The 18,463-nt window shown below is 46.6% G+C and carries 19 protein-coding genes; 15 read left to right on the top strand and 4 right to left on the bottom strand.

The annotated features are described in order from the left end of the window. Positions 1-192: 192 nt before the first annotated feature. Genes G4O42_RS16335 through G4O42_RS16295 form a run of 9 tightly spaced genes read left to right on the top strand, consistent with a single transcriptional unit; the run spans position 193 to position 9,257 of the window. Positions 193-1,527, top strand: a complete 1,335-nt coding sequence (locus G4O42_RS16335; protein ID WP_032876404.1) for a nucleotide sugar dehydrogenase — start codon at positions 193-195, stop codon at positions 1,525-1,527. A gap of 49 nt (positions 1,528-1,576) precedes the next feature. Then, on the top strand, positions 1,577-2,707 hold the full coding sequence (locus tag G4O42_RS16330) for a DegT/DnrJ/EryC1/StrS family aminotransferase (RefSeq protein ID WP_032876966.1): 1,131 nt from the start codon (positions 1,577-1,579) through the stop codon (positions 2,705-2,707). Beyond that, positions 2,704-3,633, top strand: a complete 930-nt coding sequence (locus G4O42_RS16325) for an NAD-dependent epimerase/dehydratase family protein (protein WP_032876407.1) — start codon at positions 2,704-2,706, stop codon at positions 3,631-3,633. Before G4O42_RS16330 ends, G4O42_RS16325 begins: the two co-directional genes overlap by 4 nt. Next, entirely contained in the window at positions 3,599-4,855 is a 1,257-nt protein-coding gene (locus G4O42_RS16320) for an aminotransferase class V-fold PLP-dependent enzyme (RefSeq protein ID WP_032876410.1), read from the top strand. Before G4O42_RS16325 ends, G4O42_RS16320 begins: the two co-directional genes overlap by 35 nt. 11 nt (positions 4,856-4,866) lie before the next feature. After that, positions 4,867-5,748, top strand: coding sequence for a GNAT family N-acetyltransferase (locus G4O42_RS16315; protein ID WP_032876413.1), 882 nt, complete (start codon positions 4,867-4,869; stop codon positions 5,746-5,748). Then, positions 5,721-6,479: a WbqC family protein gene (locus G4O42_RS16310; RefSeq protein WP_007409964.1), complete on the top strand. Its 759-nt coding sequence runs from the start codon at positions 5,721-5,723 to the stop codon at positions 6,477-6,479. Before G4O42_RS16315 ends, G4O42_RS16310 begins: the two co-directional genes overlap by 28 nt. Beyond that, positions 6,442-7,119 carry a PIG-L deacetylase family protein gene (locus tag G4O42_RS16305; RefSeq protein WP_023357140.1) on the top strand — a complete coding sequence of 226 codons (678 nt, stop codon included), beginning with the start codon at positions 6,442-6,444 and terminating at the stop codon, positions 7,117-7,119. Before G4O42_RS16310 ends, G4O42_RS16305 begins: the two co-directional genes overlap by 38 nt. Before the next feature lie 7 nt (positions 7,120-7,126). Continuing rightward, positions 7,127-8,047 carry a sugar phosphate isomerase/epimerase family protein gene (locus G4O42_RS16300; RefSeq protein WP_032876416.1) on the top strand — a complete coding sequence of 307 codons (921 nt, stop codon included), beginning with the start codon at positions 7,127-7,129 and terminating at the stop codon, positions 8,045-8,047. Next, positions 8,022-9,257 (top strand): MFS transporter, encoded by a 1,236-nt coding sequence (locus G4O42_RS16295; RefSeq protein WP_032876419.1) that lies wholly within the window; start codon positions 8,022-8,024, stop codon positions 9,255-9,257. Before G4O42_RS16300 ends, G4O42_RS16295 begins: the two co-directional genes overlap by 26 nt. Positions 9,258-9,300: 43 nt before the next feature. On the opposite strand, the gene G4O42_RS16290 is transcribed toward G4O42_RS16295, so the two are convergent. Beyond that, entirely contained in the window at positions 9,301-9,762 is a 462-nt protein-coding gene (locus tag G4O42_RS16290; RefSeq protein WP_007613857.1) for a GNAT family N-acetyltransferase, read from the bottom strand. Between the two features lie 131 nt (positions 9,763-9,893). On the opposite strand from G4O42_RS16290, the gene G4O42_RS16285 reads away from it, so the two are divergent. After that, positions 9,894-11,684 carry a zinc ribbon domain-containing protein gene (locus G4O42_RS16285; RefSeq protein WP_032876423.1) on the top strand — a complete coding sequence of 597 codons (1,791 nt, stop codon included), beginning with the start codon at positions 9,894-9,896 and terminating at the stop codon, positions 11,682-11,684. Between the two features lie 41 nt (positions 11,685-11,725). Here G4O42_RS16285 and G4O42_RS16280 read toward each other — a convergent pair whose 3' ends face one another. Further along, positions 11,726-12,436, bottom strand: coding sequence for a hypothetical protein (locus G4O42_RS16280; protein ID WP_032876426.1), 711 nt, complete (start codon positions 12,434-12,436; stop codon positions 11,726-11,728). Positions 12,437-12,874: 438 nt separating this feature from the next. On the opposite strand from G4O42_RS16280, the gene G4O42_RS16275 reads away from it, so the two are divergent. Continuing rightward, positions 12,875-13,507 carry an NAAT family transporter gene (locus tag G4O42_RS16275; protein ID WP_007409973.1) on the top strand — a complete coding sequence of 211 codons (633 nt, stop codon included), beginning with the start codon at positions 12,875-12,877 and terminating at the stop codon, positions 13,505-13,507. Between the two features lie 20 nt (positions 13,508-13,527). Here G4O42_RS16275 and G4O42_RS16270 read toward each other — a convergent pair whose 3' ends face one another. Next, on the bottom strand, positions 13,528-14,085 hold the full coding sequence (locus tag G4O42_RS16270; RefSeq protein WP_032876429.1) for a GbsR/MarR family transcriptional regulator: 558 nt from the start codon (positions 14,083-14,085) through the stop codon (positions 13,528-13,530). 260 nt (positions 14,086-14,345) lie between these two features. Between G4O42_RS16270 and opuCA the strand changes: the two genes are divergently transcribed. From opuCA to opuCD, 4 genes are read left to right on the top strand one after another with little or no spacing between them, the layout of a single operon-like run. Beyond that, complete coding sequence (opuCA, locus tag G4O42_RS16265) at positions 14,346-15,485, top strand: osmoprotectant ABC transporter ATP-binding protein OpuCA (RefSeq protein ID WP_003151651.1); 1,140 nt, start codon at positions 14,346-14,348, stop codon at positions 15,483-15,485. A gap of 20 nt (positions 15,486-15,505) precedes the next feature. Then, on the top strand, positions 15,506-16,159 hold the full coding sequence (locus G4O42_RS16260; protein WP_032876432.1) for an ABC transporter permease: 654 nt from the start codon (positions 15,506-15,508) through the stop codon (positions 16,157-16,159). Between the two features lie 37 nt (positions 16,160-16,196). Continuing rightward, positions 16,197-17,090 (top strand): osmoprotectant ABC transporter substrate-binding lipoprotein OpuCC, encoded by an 894-nt coding sequence (opuCC, locus tag G4O42_RS16255; protein WP_087920808.1) that lies wholly within the window; start codon positions 16,197-16,199, stop codon positions 17,088-17,090. A gap of 17 nt (positions 17,091-17,107) precedes the next feature. After that, a complete protein-coding gene (gene opuCD, locus G4O42_RS16250; RefSeq protein WP_003151658.1) occupies positions 17,108-17,782 on the top strand; it encodes a glycine betaine/carnitine/choline/choline sulfate ABC transporter permease OpuCD in 675 nt (224 codons plus the stop codon). A gap of 33 nt (positions 17,783-17,815) precedes the next feature. Here opuCD and G4O42_RS16245 read toward each other — a convergent pair whose 3' ends face one another. Beyond that, positions 17,816-18,349, bottom strand: a complete 534-nt coding sequence (locus G4O42_RS16245; protein WP_003151660.1) for a GbsR/MarR family transcriptional regulator — start codon at positions 18,347-18,349, stop codon at positions 17,816-17,818. Positions 18,350-18,463: the final 114 nt, after the last annotated feature.

Here is an 18,463-nt window from a genome sequence, read left to right as displayed (position 1 = left end):
TTACCAGATATATACCATTTAACAGGATTTTACTTTACAAATAAAAGAAAAATAAATAGATAATACCTAATTCACAAAAGGATGTAAAACTCATTTATCAAATTTTAACTTTTGTTATAATTGCGATATCGATCGATATTTGTTTTAAATTGTAAAAAACAATACTCTTTTCTATCTATTAGGGGGCGAAAAATGAATACTGTCACAAAAGAAGCCAGCAACCTTGGTCAAAAACGGCTGTTACATCTGATTGAAACGAAGCAGGCGATAGTAGGCGTGTTAGGCATGGGATATGTGGGATTTCCTCTTGCGCTGGAATGTGTCGATAAAGGATACAATGTGATCGGATTCGACAAAAACAGTGAAAAGGTTTCCTTGTTAGCCGCCGGAAGCAGCCATATTCAAGATATAGAGGACGGCAGACTGAACTCGGCTTTACAAACAGAACGCTTTCAAATCAGCGCCGACATGTCGCTCATCCAAAAATGCGACATCATTGTGATATGTGTGCCGACACCCCTGAACAAAAAAGACAAGATCCCCGATTTAACCTACATCGACAGTGCAGTTGACAGCATGATCGCTTATGGAAGGCAGCATCAGCTTTTAATTTTAGAAAGCACCACCTATCCCGGAACAACGAAAAAAAAGATTGCCGACAGAATGGCATCAAGCCGCGGCATGAAAATAGGAACAGACTTTTTTACGGCTTATTCTCCGGAAAGAATCGATCCGGGCAACAGGCAATATGAAGTTTCAGATATTCCTAAAGTAGTCGGCGGAACCACACAGACTTGCACAGAACTTGCCTCAGCGTTTTACAGCACCATTGTTACAAGCATTCACCCGGTCACCTCACCCGAAGTAGCTGAAACAGCTAAACTCCTAGAGAATACTTATCGTTATGTCAATATAGCTCTTATCAATGAAATGGCGCTTAATTGCCGTGAACTCGATATTGATATATGGGAAGTCATCTGCGCGGCGGACACGAAGCCGTTCGGCTTTCAAAAATTTATCCCTGGCCCCGGAGTCGGAGGCCATTGTATCCCGATTGATCCTTTTTACTTCAAATGGATCGCGAATGAAAAAGGGCTGCAGACAAAATTAATTGATCTGGCGGACGAAATCAATTCTAACATGCCGATTTCTGTCTCTGACTATGCTTTGAAACTGGCGGGCAAAGACAAATGCAGCATCTTAATAATAGGGGCCGCTTATAAAAAAAATACAAATGACCCGCGTGAATCCTCAGTGTTTACGATAATGGAAGAATTGATGGACAAGGGATGCGCGATTGATTATCATGATCCGTTTATCAGCGAGATCCGCTTGAATGACGGAAGCCGCAAACAATCTGTCCCTTTCACAAAAAAACAAATCAATCAGTACGACGTCATCATCATTCATACAGATCACGATGTAATCGACTACAGTATTTTGAAGGATGCCTCACCGATTATCTTTGACACAAGAAATGTATGCAAGGAAAAATCAGCCGACAATTGCAGAGTTGTCACTTTATAAGGAGGGAACGGTCATTAGTAATCGATTTATCTCTTTTCACAGACCTGATATGACAAACGAAGAAATCGCAAGCGTAACCGAAACGATTCAGTCGGGCTGGATTTCGAAAGGCCCGAAGGTAATCGATTTTGAAAAAAAGCTGGGAGAATGTATAGGAGCCGAACACGTCATCAGCTGTAATTCAGGAACCGCTGCATTACACATGGCTTTATTGGCGCTCGGTGTGGGAGAAGGCGATGAAGTCATCGTGCCGAGCTTCACGTTCTGTTCCAGCGTCAATGTCATCCTGCACGCCGGAGCCGTTCCTGTGTTTGCGGATATATGCGAGAAAAGTCTTTGTGCCGATCCTGAAGATGTCAGGAAGAAAATAACGCCGCGCACAAAAGCGGTAATTGCGGTTCATTTTGCCGGCTATCCGGCTGATCTGGAAAACTTGCAATCCATTTGTAAAGAAAACGGATTGTATCTGATTGAAGACGCCGCTCATGCGCTCGGTACAAAATATAACGGAAGCATGATCGGCACTCATGGCGATGCCGTGTGCTTCAGCTTTTATGCCACCAAAAATATTACAACGGGGGAAGGCGGAGCCCTCGTCATGAAAGACGAACAGGCCGCAGAAAGAGCGAGGCTGTACGGCTGGCACGGCATCACAAAAAATGCCTGGAACCGGTACGGTGAAAAAGGCAGCTGGAGATACGACGTTTTACTGCCGGGCTTTAAATATAATATGACGGATATTCAGGCCGCGCTCGGTCTGGTTCAATTGAAACGCGCAAACGAAATTCAAGAAAAACGGGAACAGATCGCTCAATTTTATGTACGTGAACTGTCAGGCCAATCTGACAAAGCGGCGCTTCCGCTTTCTGACATTCCAAGCGGCATAACGCACTCATGGCATTTATTTATTTTACGCATTCGAGAAAACGGCGGTATGGACAGAGATTTGTTTATTGAGAAAATGAAAGAAAAACAAATCGGGCTGAGCGTGCACTTTATTCCCGTGCATTTGCATCCTTACTATAAAAAACATTTTCCTGCCGAGCTTCCGGTAACTGAACGTGTTTTCCGGGAGATCGTATCACTGCCTCTTTACAGCCAGTTATCAGATGAGGATTGCAGCTATATTGTCAAGTCTATAAAAGAAGTTTTGACTATCAGCCAGGAGGTTGGATCATGAAACATATTGCGATTATCGGAGGAGCCGGTTTTATCGGAAGCGAACTGGCGGCATTATTACAGGCTAAAGGTTATCACACCATCATTGCAGACCAAAAGGAGCCGGCTTTTGACACTGAATACCGCCAAACGGATATTCTTGACCGGACGTCCCTCCGCGAATCACTGCGGGGAGCGGATGCAGTTGTCCATTTGGCGGCAATGGTCGGAGTGGACAGCTGCCGAAGCAATGAAGAAGACGTCATACGGGTCAATTTTGAAGGAACGAAAAACGTCACTGAGGTATGCGGTGAATTAGGAATCAGCACACTTCTTTTCTCATCGAGTTCAGAAGTGTTCGGAGATTCACCGGATTTTCCTTATACCGAGACAAGCAGAAAGCTTCCGAAATCGGCTTACGGAAAAGCCAAACTGCAATCAGAGGAATATTTGAGAGAACAGGCTTCCGACAAACTTCATATTCGGGTCGTCCGGTACTTTAATGTATACGGGCCGAAACAGCGCGAGGATTTTGTCATCAACAAGTTTTTCAGCCTGGCCGAGAATGGCTCTGAGCTGCCTCTTTACGGGGACGGCGGACAAATACGCTGCTTCAGCTACATCAGTGATATCGTCACCGGAACTTATCTCGCTCTCATTCATGAAGGAGCCGTCTTTGAAGACTTCAATATCGGGAATGACCAGCCGATCACGATAAAAGAACTGGCTGAAAAAGTCAATGTGCTTTCAGGCAGAGAGAAGGATAACTATCTGTTTAAAAAGCTGGGCGAAGACGGCGTGAGGGGAAAAGACATCGAGATTTTTAAACGGGCGCCGTCAATCGAGAAGGCGAAACGTTTGCTCGGTTACGCTCCGAAAGTAAGTCTGAATGAAGGCCTGGAGATCATTAAAGATGAGAGACACAAGTACAAACTTTCACTTTCCTAAAAACCCGGAAGTGGTCAAATATCCTGTTTATCCCGGACAGCTTTCCGTCAGGGGCCGTCTGCGCGCGGTGAAGCACTTGCTTACTGCCGGACAAAGCGGACTGACTGAAAAACTGGAAAAACGTTACGGGAAAGGGATTGTGCTGACCTCCAGCGGCAGTGCGGCACTGGTGCTCGCATTAACTTATTCGGGAGCCGGGCCGGGGAAAGAAGTGATTTTCTCATCCTTCAGCTGCCCGAATGTCATTGATGCCGTGCTGCAATCCGGTGCGGCGCCTGTGTTTGCGCAGCTGGATGAGCATCTATCCTTATCGTTTGAGGATGTCAAAAAAAAAGTGACAAGGCAGACGTGTGCGGTTATCCTCACGCATGTATACGGCCGGAGAGAAAATACCGCTATCATTGACTGGGCGAAGGAAAACGGAATTGCTGTCATTGATGATGCCGCTCAAGCCATGTTTACAAAACAAGCGGATACATTTGCCGGCGGTTTGGGCGATTTCGGCATTTTAAGCTTCGGCCCCTCAAAGCCGCTTGCGAGTATCGGAGGCGGCGCGTTAATCGCGCCGAAAGAATGGCTTCGGCAAAAAGCAAATCTCCCGATGGAACAGCGCAGCCAAGTGGCAGCTGACTATCGAATTTATATCAGAAATCAAAGAATCCAGGCTGTAATGAAACGGAAACGGCATCATCCTATTTCATATATGTTTAGAAAAGCGGGCGCCATGCCTTCCATGAAAGCCACAAAGCTCGAAGCTCTGCCGGATAAACCGGCTGTTGTACCCGTGCTTCGCATGCATCCGGCAAGGGAAGCCATTATTGATGATCAGCTTTCACGTATGGATCAGCTTGTAACAGCTTCGCTCCGAAACTTAGAGACGGCGGGAGAAGTCTTTGCAAAGGCGGAAGAAACAAACGGCGTAAGAATGATTCAGCCCCAAGAAGGAGAACATCTGAATTATTTAACAATTGTATTTCCCCGGGATGAAGAGCGGTACGGGTGTTCCGTTTATTTAGCTGAAAGAGGCATCCAAACATGCTGGAACTATCTTCCCCTCGGACGTATTCCGATTTATGAAACATACGCGGGGGAAGGCGGGGAAGACCCGCTTTGGAAGAGAGTTCTTTCTCTGCCGTTTAAACCCCCTCTTCAAAAGGAGCAAGTCAGATATATAGCCGAATCCGTTTTATCATATTATGAGCAAAAGAATAAGACTGAATAGTGGTGATAACTATGCAAAAAACAGCAGTATACACGACCCGCCAGGCATGGGATCGGGCCGCTGACATGTATCAGGCGGGATTGTTTCAAAGCTATGATTGGGGAATCCTCATGGAAGAGCTTCCCGGCACGTCATTTCACCCTGTCAGACTGACAACGGACGGAGGACAAGTCATCTATCTTCCGCTTTTTGAACAGAAGGGCGTATTATCCGGCAATATGATCGGATACGGCGGCGTTATTTCAGATCGCCCCATCTCATTTGAATGGCTTCAAAGTGAAATTCAGGCCATATTCAGCCGGAACATATCCCGGATGCTGCTGCCGTACGGTCAGACTTCTTTTACAGAAGAAATCGGGGAAGGGTGGACGGAAAAGGCGACACGGATTCTTTCGCTTCCGGACACGTTTGACGAACTTTGGACGGGCATTTCCGGAAAAGCCCGGACGGCAGTCAGATACGCTGAAAAAGAGAATATTGTCACCCGGCTGATCGGGCAAAAAGAACTTGGCGCATTTTATGACCTCTACAAAGAGCATACGTCGGCAATCGGCGCGGCTTATGTACTGAGCCAGGGCTTTTTCCAAAAGCTGCTTGACACGTTTGCGGATCGAATGTTTTGGGTCGGAGCATATCAGGATGAGACGCTGATCAGCAGCAGTATTTTTCTCTATGACCGCTCTCATTTCTATTATTGGCAGAATATAAACAGCCTGGCGGGAAAAAAATCGCAGGCCTCTTACTTATTGATGCGTGACGCCCTGCAATTCGCCATTTGCCGCAAGCTTCAATGGGCTGATTTTGGCTATTCACACAGTAAAGAAATCGCAAGACCGAAACGATATTGGGGAGCTGAAGAAAAACAATGCCGACTTTTTACGAAACCGGAATGAAAACAATAAGCGGCCATCAATCCAGTTATCTGCCGTGGTACGGTTTTTTTGAAAAAATGTATAAGTCGGATCTGTTTGCCATTCATGACACAGCTCAATTTGAGAAAAAAGGATTTCTCAACCGCAACAGAATCAAAACGCCGCAGGGCCCCAGATGGCTGACGGTGCCTTTGCAGATGAAACAATATAAAGACATAGAGCTTCGGCATATGAAAATCGACCAGACACAGGATTGGCGGAAAAAACATTGGATGGCGATTAAAATGAACTATGCGAAAGCTCCATATTTTGAGCGGTACCAGCATTTTTTTCAAGATGTCTATCAGAGGGAGTGGGAATATCTCCATGATTTGAATATGCACATCATTGAATTTTTCCGAAAAGAGCTCCGAATTGAAACGCCGCTCTGTTATGTCTCTGAGCTTGAATGCCGGAAGGAGAAAAAAAGCGATTTTGTTTTAGCGCTTTGTCAGGAGCTGGGGGCGGACCGTTATTATTCAGGCAGTCAGGGTTCCGACTATTTAATAGAAAGCGATTTTGAAAGAAACGGAATTGTCATTGAGTATCAGCAGATCCGACATTTTGGCTATCCTCAATTATTCGGGGAGCATATCCCTCACCTCTCCATGCTTGATATGCTGATGAACTGCGGAGCGGATACAGCTGAAATGTTAGTTAAAGGAGGGCAATATGATGAAAGTAATGGTATTTGCAGCGCATCCCGACGATGAAATTATCGGCGTCGGCGGCACGCTCGCCAAACATGTCCGCCAAGGTGACAGCGTGTCGGCAGTCATTATGGCGGAAGGCAAGTCATCAAGAAAAACGGATTACAAAAAGCCTGAAGATTCCGTTATGGAGCATTCTAATCAAGAAACGGAGCAGGCGCTCAGCACTTTGGGCATCCATGATTTTGTCAGGCTGAACCTTCCTGATAACAGAATGGATTCAATGGATTTGCTGGATGTCGTGAAGGAAGCGGAGAAACAAATCAATCGTTTTCAGCCTGACATTGTGTATACCCAGTACGGCGGTGACATTAATATTGACCACTCCGTCGTATTCAGAGCGGTCATGACGGCAACCCGTCCGCTTCCCGGTCATACGGTAAAACGGGTTTTTGCCTATGAAACATTGTCTTCGACGGAATGGAATTACTGTCAGAAGGATCAGTTTCATGCCAATTTCTTCGTTAATATTGAAGACGAGCTTGAAACGAAATTGAAATCGATGGCGTGTTACGGTTCCGAGCTCAGAGACTTCCCTCATCCCCGCTCTTTGCAGGCGATCGAACATAATGCCCGTGTGTGGGGAGCAAAATCGGGTTTTACCGCTGCGGAAGCGTTTATGCTTGTGAGAGGAACATGGTGACTGTCCTATGATTGCTCAAATTCCGTTTTTCGGACTTGATCCGAAGCAAATCGATGAGAAATGGGTGGAAGCGGGATACGGTCTGGAAGCGAATATTTTTGACGGCCATTCCTTTAGTGAAGCGGATTATCTCAAAACATTCAATCAGACGCTGGAATATGCGAAACAGCTTGATCCTTCATTATTGACGCTGCATTTCCCGACAGATCATGCCGATTATGTGAATGAAGATCACATCAAAAAACAGCTTTATCACTTTGCGGAGCTCGCTGTGAAATACGGCGCCAAAGGCATAACCGTTCATGCGAATCAATTTATGACGGTTGAGGAATTTCAAGTCTATGACCTGGAAGGAAACCGTAAAAAAATCGTTGAGTTTTTCGCGGAGTTTGATGAGCGGCTGAAAGGGACGGACATCTGGATCGGTGTGGAAAACCTTCCGATCATCGGGAATCTGGGAGAGGATTTTGATCCGATTTTCATTTATCCTGAGGATTTTACAGAGCTGGTGCAGCTGGATCTGAAGCATGTCGGTATTACGTGGGATCTGTGCCATTGGGCGATTACCTATCAGACTCACTTGTCTTCCGCCCTTATGTTCAGAAATGATCAGCTGAAATATCCCGATTTCTTTCAGTTTCTTTCGATAAAAGAGAGCATTAAGCATTATCACTTCAGCTCATTTCGCCAGCTTGCGTTCCCGCATGGCGGCGTCCGCTGTTTTGAGGGCCGCCATCCGAGTGAAGGGACGATCGCTGAGGAGCTGCTGAGAAGGGCTGCAGATACTTTGCAGGAGCTTTATCGGAATCAAGATACCGGCATTGTATTTGAGGTGATGGAAGAGGATTATACGGAAAGACGGGAATCATGGAGAACGCTGGAATGGTTCGGCGGTGTTTCTGATGACGAGGATCAAAAAAGGGTCTGATATGACATATCGAACACCGAACTATGCAAAGCTTTGGTGTGCACAGGTGTTTTCTTCAGCGGCGGACGGGGTCTGGCTCATTGCTCTGCCGCTGCTAGTGCTGGAATTGACCGGCAGCAAAATTCTTGTCGGCGTTATTTCTTTTATCGAACTCGTGCCGTTGACATTTGGCGTGCTGGCGGGGCCGCTGATTGATTTATTCCGAAAAAAGTCGATCTTGTATTTGTGCAATACGGGCCGGGCCGTCATCATGATCCTCTTGGCGGTGCTCAGCGCGAACGATTTATTAACCGTGTGGATAGCTGGGGTGTGCGCCTTTTGTCTATCTCTGCAATCGATGCTGTTTGCGCCGGCGAAAGTTGCGATCATTCCGCTGCTCGTCCGCAAACAGCATCTTGATCAGGCGACATCTCTGATCAATACGAGTGACTTGATCGGACTCATCGTCGGAAAATTGATCAGCGGGATCATGATTGCGGCTATTCCGTTCGGGCTGCTGTTTGCCATAAACGGAACTGCTTTTTTTATCTCCGCGGCGTTTATCGCGTTCATTCGTATTTCAGAACAGCCCAGTGAAAAAAGCAACGGAACTGAAGATGTAAAAGCCGGTTACAGAATGCTGAAAGGAAATGCGGCATGGCTGACATCGGTCGGATACTTTTTCGTCGTAAATCTCGTCATTGCCGGCCTTATTTCAGTAATGGGGCCGATTCTTGCTGTGGAGCGTTTTCAGCAGAACTATTCTGTATGGTTTGCCGTCATGTATTCAATGTTTCAGGCGGGGATGCTTTTGGGCAATCTGGCCGTATTTTTCAAATGGAATACAAAACGCTTGAACCGGCTGTACCCGCGGACGTTAACGGCAGCGGGACTGCTCATTATGCTCCTGTTTTTTCCCCTTCATGGGTTTGAGTGCATCATCTTCCTGGTGCTTGGCATTATCATCTCGTATATTGATGTGCAAACGGTGCTGTATTTCCAAAAGACGGTTCCGGCCGCATATTTCGGAAGGGTCTTTGCACTGATTTTTTCCATTGTCAAAATGGGTGAACCGCTGTCGGCCGCTGTCTATACAGGGCTTCTGCTGTTGATGAATGCGGATTATATTTTTGCGGCGGTCGGACTGACCCTTACGATCGTTTTTGCTATTTTTTCAGTCAGACAAGGGAGTCAAAGAAATACAGAGAAGCAAGCGGATCAATCCGTCTGAATGGTAAACGAAGGGGCGCCGATGTCAGCCGGCGCCCTTTTTATCATAAATCCAAATAAAGCCGTATCATATCCCGGCATTGAATGCCGTTTTCAAAAATGTCTTCATCATAATGTCTGATAAAAAAATCATGGTCGACAGCCTGAATGCGGAATCCGCATTTTTGATAGAGTGACAGCTGATGAATACTGGAATTTCCGGTGCCGATTTCAATCGTGTCAGCTCCCGATTGTCTCGCTTTTTCAATGGCATCTTGCACCAGCTGTTTTCCGAATCCCCTGTTCTGCAGCGATTCTTTTACCGCGATGTTTACGATTTCAATCGTTTTAGGCCTTGTTTGCAATAAAACGTAAACCCCTGCAAGCTCGTCTGACGTCCAAGCCGTATAGCATTCTCCTCTTACAAGATAATCATCGACAATCTCCCTCGACGGATCGGCCAGCAGCAATAGTTCATACAGCGCTTCATCCGGCTCCGCGGCTTTTCGGATACTCAGTTTTTGCATGTCCGTTTCTCCTCCTCCGTTATGATCGACAGCTATTTTTCAAAATAACTCCAAAATCATTCTACTTTATTATAAAATATGAAACATAGGAAAAGTTATACAAGTTTTGCAGATTGAATAGGAGGAAAGTCATGTTTTTTTGTAAGTATTGCGGCCAGCAGAACAACGAAGAGGCGCATTTCTGTAAAGAATGCGGAAAACCGATCGGGAAAGGAAGCCGGCTGGAGCGGCAGGCGGCTGTAAGAGCGGCTGAACCTGCTTCACAAATGAGAAAGCCGATCCCTAAAAAAACGCTCTTCATATGGGGCGGCATTGCCGCAGCGCTGATCTTATTGATTGCCGCATATAAAACCGGAGCCTGGCTGACATCTGAAAAAAGGCTCACAGATCAATTCGAACAGGCGGTTCATGACGGGGACACGAAAAAGCTCGCAGCCCTGCTCACTCCTTCAGACAAAAAACTGAAGCTGAATGAGACCAATGTCAAACCGCTCCTTGCATACGCAAAGAAACACGATGAACTGCTGGCATCGCTTCGCGGCAATTCATCAGAAAAAGATGCGGTATACGTCAAAAAAGAGGGTAAAACCCTTCTTTTGTTTGACCATTACGAATTGAAAGTCGATCCGGTTTATTTCCGCGTCACCAGCAATTATAAAGGCGCCGATCTTTATATCAACAGCGAGAAAACAGGTACGGTCAAAAAAGCCGATGAAACCCAAATCTTCGGTCCGTATACACCGGGTGTCTACACGGCGGAAGCCAAGCTTAAAAATGAGACGGTTGACGTTGTCAAAAAGCAAGAGGCAGAGGCGGCCGGCAGCCGGAATGTTGAGTTTGACCTGCCGTTAGACGCCGAGGATGTGACATTCACTCCGGCAGACAGCTTCAAAAGCGCGAAAGGCGATCTGCTGATAAACGGCAAGTCCGTCCATAAAGATCCGTTTACATCCGTTACATACGGTCCGCTCTTAACTGACGGTTCCATGACAGCCGCCGTGGAGGCTGATTTTCCTTGGGGGAAAACAAAAACTGCCGATGTTCCGATCAACAGCACTGATATGGAATTAACGCTTATTCCGGATCAAGATACACAACAAACAATCATGGACACGATTGTCAAAACAACGAAACAGTATACAAAAGCGATGGCAGACGGAAATACCGATCAGATGACCGAGGCTGGTTCCGCCTGGAAAGAGCAGACGAAAGAAGTGGTATCCGGCATGAAGAGCTCCGGCACCTTTTTGAAGGATCAGTATAAAGAGACAAGCTTTGACCTGGATTCATTTGCGATTTCTCAAGAGAACGGCCGCTGGCAAGTAACTGTTACGGGTAAAGAGCTTCATGAGTCTGCTTATTTCGACGGGAATACGAAGCCTGATATGGAAGAGGCTGAGCCGAGCTTTCATTATGTACTCTCATATGATACAAAACATAAAAAATGGGTTTTCGAAAAAGCTGACCCTGCCTCAGATTCTTCTGGGACAAATGTAAAAAAAATAAAAAACGACCAGCCGAAAACCTATACATCAGCATGGGCATCTTCCAAAGGAAACACAGCTTCAGGCAGCGTGACAAACGAGCAAGTCACATCGTTTATGACTGATTACCTGACAAATCAATCAAGCGCCGTCAGCCTTAACAATTTTGCCATCATGGCGGGCAATTTAGAAGAGGGAAGCCCTTTGTATGCAGATCAGCAGAAACTGGTCAAAAAACTGCACAGCGAGGGGACGACCGAAGTATTTAATGAAGTGAATGTCAAAAGCTTTTCACAGAAAGGCTCTCATCTGACGATTCATACGTACGAGGAGTTTTATATTACGAAAGCCGGCGGCAGTCCGAAGCTCAGAACATACAATTGGACGTATGGCGGCGTTGTTAAAGACGGAAGAATTTATTTAACATCCATTCAATAAAAAAACCCCCCGCGCCAATCAGGCGGCGGGGGTTTCCGTTTTTAAAAGAAGAAATAATTCATGAGTTCTTTTATATAATGCTTGATCGTGAATTGAAACGTTACACAAATGATCAAATAGATGACGATAACAGAATAAATGATATCCGCCTTAGTAGTGAGCTGATGCTGATAGCTCGCCAGCATGAGCGGAGGCACGGCAAACGCCGCTCCTAAAAGACCGACAGCCAGAATGGTGAAGCAAACGGTTGTATGAAGCAGCATAAAAATGAGGGCAAGAAGCAAAATAGCTGTAAACGGAATCAAAAATGCTCCGAATCTGGACAGCGAATCTTTAAATGACACCTGCGCGGCGCCGGCCTTCAAAGCGATAAAAATCAAGAGATACAGGCAGAAAACGCATAATGCAAAGGTAAGCGCCGGTTTGATCACAACCGCGGTAAAACTGACGTCACGAAAGCCGTCTGATAAGAGAATATAAAACATAATCGGCGTCACCAGGCAGAAAAGCACCATGTTGATGATGCTGCTGACAAGCTGTTCGCCGCCTGTCGTTTTACATGTTTGGTACGGTCTCTTTAACACATCAAGCACGAATAAGGCAAATTGCTTTGAAGCCTGCTTAGCGGCGGCGCCGGCCTGAGCGGCCTGGCCTTGCGTTTGGCCTGCGCCTCCCTGCCCGGGCTGGGGCGCCCCGCACTTTTCACAAAACTTTCCGCCATCAGTTTGATGGCCGCATTGAGAACAATACATTCTAAAACTCCTTTTACAAGTAATATAGGGATTTTGTTCAATATTTACATTATAAAAGAAAATAGGGCGGATGTAACGGAGTTTTCTAAAGATATACAAATCACTTTCTCTATGAATTGATAATAGAGAAAAAGTACCCATTATGGTAGAATTTTAATGAAGCTGATGGATATCATGTCTCTCGGCGCATTGATTCAGAGTAAAAAAGGAAATTAACGCATGCTAAAAAAATTGAAAATGCTTTATCGGCTGTTGAAATTCGGAAAAGGCTTATGGAGATAACAAACAGAAAAAACCGTCCTTACAAGGACGGTTTTTTTCTGTTTCCGGATCGTCCGGCTGAGGTTATAAAAAGCAGACCCCGGGGTAAAAACCATGCATAAGAAACAGCGGAGAACAAAACATAACTCAATAACGGCAAGTCATAAGGAGGTACGCATGTTTTCATTCATCATTCATGTCTTCATTTCACTGTTTGCAGTCTCCAATCCCATCGGAAACGTGCCGATTTTTCTTTCACTGACGGAAGGGTACTCGGAGAAAGAACGGACAGCGATCGCGCGCAAGGCTTCCGTGCTGTCGTTTATCATCTTGGCGGCTTTTTTAATCTTCGGCCATCTGATCTTTAAACTGTTTGACATTAACATTCATGCCTTACGTATCGCGGGCGGCATTTTTATTTTCGGCATCGCTTATAATCTTCTGAACGCGAAGAAATCTCATGTACAGTCCCTTCATCATGAAGAGAAAGGGGAAAGCAAGGAGAAAGCCGATATATCTGTGACGCCTTTGTCGATTCCGATTATCGCCGGACCCGGTACGATCGCGACGGTGATGAGTCTGTCGGCCGGCCATGGCGGCATCTTCCATTACATCAGCGTGCTTATCGGCATTGCGGCCGTCATCGCGATGACGTTCATCTTCTTTCACTATTCATCTTTCATCAGCAATAAGCTCGGGAAAACCGAAATGAACGTCATTACCCGACTGATGGGGCTGATTTTGGCGGTGGTGGCGATCGGCATGATCGGCGCCGGTCTGAAAGGCATGTTCCCGATATTGGTTTCCTGACTTAAAAAAGCAGCGCCCGGTTATCTTCGGGGGCTGCTTTTTTCTATTTTCGGCACATGCTGAAACACTTCTTCACTCTCAAAAAATTCTATCAAACGGCTCAGCCAGTCATAATAATGGAGCCAATCCGTCAGTTCATCCAAAAGCTGACGGGCTTTTTCTTCAATATCGGGATTGAGATTTTCCGATTCCAGAAGCTCAGTCAGCTCGCGGTTCAGCTTTTTATAGAGCATTTTGTTTTTGCTGACCGCCTTTGTCCAATTTGCCGTAAACAGGGAGATAAACGTCTGGTAATAATCACGCTCCACGTCATAAAGGTCTTTGCGAACGCCTTTTTCAAACACTTTTTCAGCCAGATTGGCATCGGTCATTTCGCGGACCACCTGGCTCATCCTCGTTTTGCTCATCCCGGTTGCCTCTGACAGCTCATTTAACGTCATCGGCTTGCGGTTCATATAAATAATACCGAGCACACGTCCCAGTGTGGCCGGCATTCCGAATGTATGCATATTCTCGGCGATTCTCTCAATGAGATGCTCTTCAGCATGTCCGATGATATCAAGAGCGTTTTTTTCCACGGCTGATCATCCCTTCACTGGCTTTTCATGCTGACAATATATCATATTTTTTACAGTTGATGAAAAAGATGATGCGGCAGGATATGCGAGCTATCGGGAGCGATTGTAAGAACATCCGCATTGTCAGCGGGATAACATGAAAAAATACGTATATTGTATATAATTTCAACACATTGTAAACTTTTTATTTTACAAATTTCATCTTATAATAAAGATTATACTTTTCAGAAAAATAACGGAACCCTTCGGAGGTGCACGGATTGCTGAGATTAGAAAATGTATCGAAAGTCTATAAAGGCGGAAAAAAAGCTGTCAACAGCATTGATTTAAATATCGAAAAAGGCGAGTTTATTTGTTTTATCGGGCCGAGCGGCTGCGGAAAAACGACGACGATGAAAATGATTAACAGACTGATTGAGCCGTCATCCGGAAAGATTTTTATCGATGGCGAAAACATTATGGAGCAGGACCCGGTGGAGCTGAGACGGAAAATCGGCTACGTCATTCAGCAGATCGGACTTTTCCCTCATATGACCATTCAGCAGAACATTTCCCTCGTGCCGAAACTGCTGAAATGGCCGGAACAAAAGCGGAAGGAACGGGCGCGGGAGCTTTTGAAGCTCGTCGATATGGGCCCGGAATATTTAGACCGCTATCCTCACGAGCTGAGCGGGGGACAGCAGCAGAGAATCGGCGTGCTGCGCGCCCTTGCAGCGGAACCGCCTCTTATTCTTATGGATGAACCGTTCGGAGCGCTTGATCCGATTACGCGGGATTCCCTTCAAGAAGAATTCAAAAAACTGCAAAGAACATTGAATAAAACGATTGTGTTTGTAACCCACGATATGGATGAAGCTATTAAGCTGGCTGACCGGATCGTCATTTTAAAAGCGGGAGAGATCGTTCAGGCCGGCACTCCTGATGACATTCTCCGGAATCCGGCTAATGAGTTTGTCGAAGAATTTATCGGCAAAGAACGGTTATTGCAATCAAGACCGGATATTGAACGCGTCGAGCAGATGATGAACAAAAAGCCTGTCACCGTTACGGCGGACAAAACGCTTTCGCAGGCGATACAGGTGATGCGGGAACACCGTGTCGATTCCCTGCTTGTCGTTGATGACCTGAATGTGCTGCAAGGATATGTGGATGTCGAAATCATTGATCAGAACCGGAAAAAAGCGAGCCTCGTCGGCGACGTGCTCCGCTCTGATCTGTATACGGTCGAGCAGGGGACACTGCTGCGCGATACCGTACGCAAAATTTTAAAGCGCGGAATGAAATATGTACCCGTCGTTGATGAACAAAGGCATTTAGTCGGAATTGTCACGCGAGCGAGCCTTGTCGACATCGTTTACGATTCAATCTGGGGCGAGGAAGACCAGCTGGTGACAGGCTGACAAGGGGAGGAACGCTTACAATGAATGAATTGATCAAGTTTTTGCAGACGAACGGCGGAGAACTGTTATATAAAACGTGGGAGCATTTATACATTTCGATCATCGCCGTCATATTAGGCATTGTCGTCGCCGTTCCGCTCGGAGTGGCGCTGACGAGAATGAAAAAGGGCGCAGGCGCCGTCATCGGCGCCGTCAACATTGTGCAGACCTTGCCGAGTCTCGCGATACTGGCGTTTTTTATCCCGTTGTTAGGCGTGGGAAAGGTGCCCGCGATCGTCGCGCTGTTTTTCTATTCGGTGCTGCCGATTCTCCGGAACACGTATACCGGCATTCAAGGCGTAAACAAAAATCTGCTGGAATCGGGAAAAGGCATCGGGATGACGGTCTGGGAGCAGATCAGGCTTGTGGAACTGCCGCTTGCGGTTCCGGTGATCATGGCGGGCATCCGCACATCCACCATTTATCTGATCGGCTGGGCGACGCTTGCTTCCTTTATCGGGGGCGGCGGGCTCGGAGACTATATTTTTATCGGCCTGAATCTCTATCAGCCTGAATATATTATCGGCGGCGCTGTGCCGGTCACCATTTTAGCTATTATCATTGATTATCTGCTAGCGGCGACGGAACGGAAGGTGACGCCGAAAGGGCTGAAAGGACTGAAGGAAGTATCATAAGGAGTTGGCTGTTTTGAAAAAAAACCAAAAGAGATGGATGTGCGCACTGGCGCTGTCAGCTGCTCTGCTTCTAGGCGGCTGTTCCCTTCCCGGCCTGAGCGGGGCTTCCGATGATACGATCAAAATCGGGGCGCAAAGCATGACGGAATCAGAAATTATCGCCAATATGATCGCACAGATGATTGAACACAATACAGACTTGAATACGGCATTAATTAAAAACCTCGGATCGAACTATGTCCAGCAGCAGGCGATGCTCGGCGGTGAAATCGATATCGCCGCGACGCGCTACTCGGGAACGGATTTAACGAGCACCCTCGGCATGGAAGCGGAAAAAGACCCGAAAAAAGCATTATCCATCGTCCAGAAGGAATTTGAGAAACGCTTCCATTACAAATGGTTTGATTCTTACGGATTTGAGAACACATACGCTTTTACCGTCACGAAAGAACTTGCGGAAAAAGACCATTTAGACAAAGTGTCCGATATTAAGAAGCATGCGGATCAATTTAAGCTCGGTGTAGACAATGCGTGGCTGAAAAGAAAAGGTGACGGCTATAAAGGCTTTACCGACACGTACGGCTTTGAATTCGGCACAACCTATCCGATGCAGATCGGACTTGTATACGATGCCGTGAAAAACGGGAAAATGGATGCTGTCCTCGCCTATTCAACGGACGGACGGATTAAAGCGTACGATCTGAAAATTTTAAAAGACGACAAGCAGTTTTTCCCGCCGTATGACTGTTCGCCGGTCATTCCCGACAGCGTGCTGAAGCAGCATCCTGAACTGAAGGGCATTGTGAATAAACTGATCGGCAAAATCGATACGGAAACGATGCAGGAATTGAATTACGAGGTGGACGGCAAGCTGAAAGAACCGTCCGTCGTCGCTAAAGAATTTTTGGAGAAACATCATTATTTTGAATAAGAAATGAGGTGGGGCAAATGGAAGTGCTGCAGCAGCTCGGCACTTATTATTCTCAAAACGGCGCCTATGTGCTTCAGGAGTTTTACCGCCATTTTCTCATGTCGGTATACGGCGTTTTATTTGCGGCGATCGTCGGGGTTCCGCTCGGCATCTTCATTGCCAGGTACAGAACATTAAGCGGCTGGGTATTCGCGGTGACAAACGTGATTCAGACCGTGCCGGCGCTTGCGATGCTTGCGGTGCTGATGCTCGTCATGGGGCTCGGCGCCAATACGGTGATTTTGTCGCTGTTTTTATATTCGCTTCTTCCGATCATCCGGAATACGTACACGGGAATCGCCAGCATTGAACACGCTTATCTTGAATCGGGAAAAGCGATGGGCATGACCAAATTTCAGGTGCTCCGCATGGTGGAGCTGCCGCTTGCGCTTTCCGTCATCATGGCGGGGCTGCGGACGGCGCTCGTCATCGCGATCGGCATTACGGCAATCGGTACGTTTGTCGGCGCGGGCGGACTCGGTGACATTATTGTCAGGGGCTCAAACGCCACGAACGGAACCGCGATTATTTTGGCCGGCGCCATTCCGACAGCGCTGATGGCCGTTATCGCAGATCTTGTGATGGCGTGGCTGGAGCGGGCGCTGAGTCCGGTGAGAAAGAAAAAACGAACCAAAGCGCCGAATGCGGCATGAAAAAAACGCCTTGCGGGTCAGGGCGTTTTTTTCTTATGGCTTCGGAACATGCTTGAAAATTTCTTCGCTTTCAAAAAACTCGATCAGACGGCTGATCCAGTTGTAGTAATCAAGCCAATCCTTTAATTCTTTCAGCAGTTCGTTGATTTTTTCCTCAGCTTCTTCCGGCACGCCGTTTTCAAGGACAGCCGTCAGTTCGCGGTTCAGCTTTTTATGCATCATTTTATTTTTGCTGACGACCTTGCTCCATGTGGCCGTAAACAGCGTAATAAAGGTTTGGTAATAATCCTGCTCGACGTCGTATAAATCTTTGCGGACGCCTTTTTCAAACACTTTTTCCGCCAGATTGACGTCAAGCATTTCACGGACCGCCTGACTCATTCTCGTCTTGCTCATGCCTGTCGCTTCTGATAATTCAGTTAAGGTCATCGGCTTGCGGTTCATATAAATAATGCCTAAAATGCGCCCCACCGTCGCGGGCATTCCGAATGTATGCATATTTTCAGCGATTCGTTCTATCAAATGATCTTCAGCTTGTTCGATTACGTGTAACGGATCTTTCTCCAACAGTTTCAATCCTTTCAGTCAGCAATTCCGATGTCAATATACCACATTTTTAAACCGGCGGAAATGCTCTTCCGAGAGAATCTGGCAGTAATCCGGAGCAATAAGAAGAACTTT

This window comes from Bacillus sp. LUNF1 (assembly GCF_011008975.1).
GTDB lineage: Bacteria > Bacillota > Bacilli > Bacillales > Bacillaceae > Bacillus > Bacillus velezensis.
Note: the sequence above shows the minus strand (reverse complement) of the source record. Positions and strands in the feature narration are given on the sequence as shown.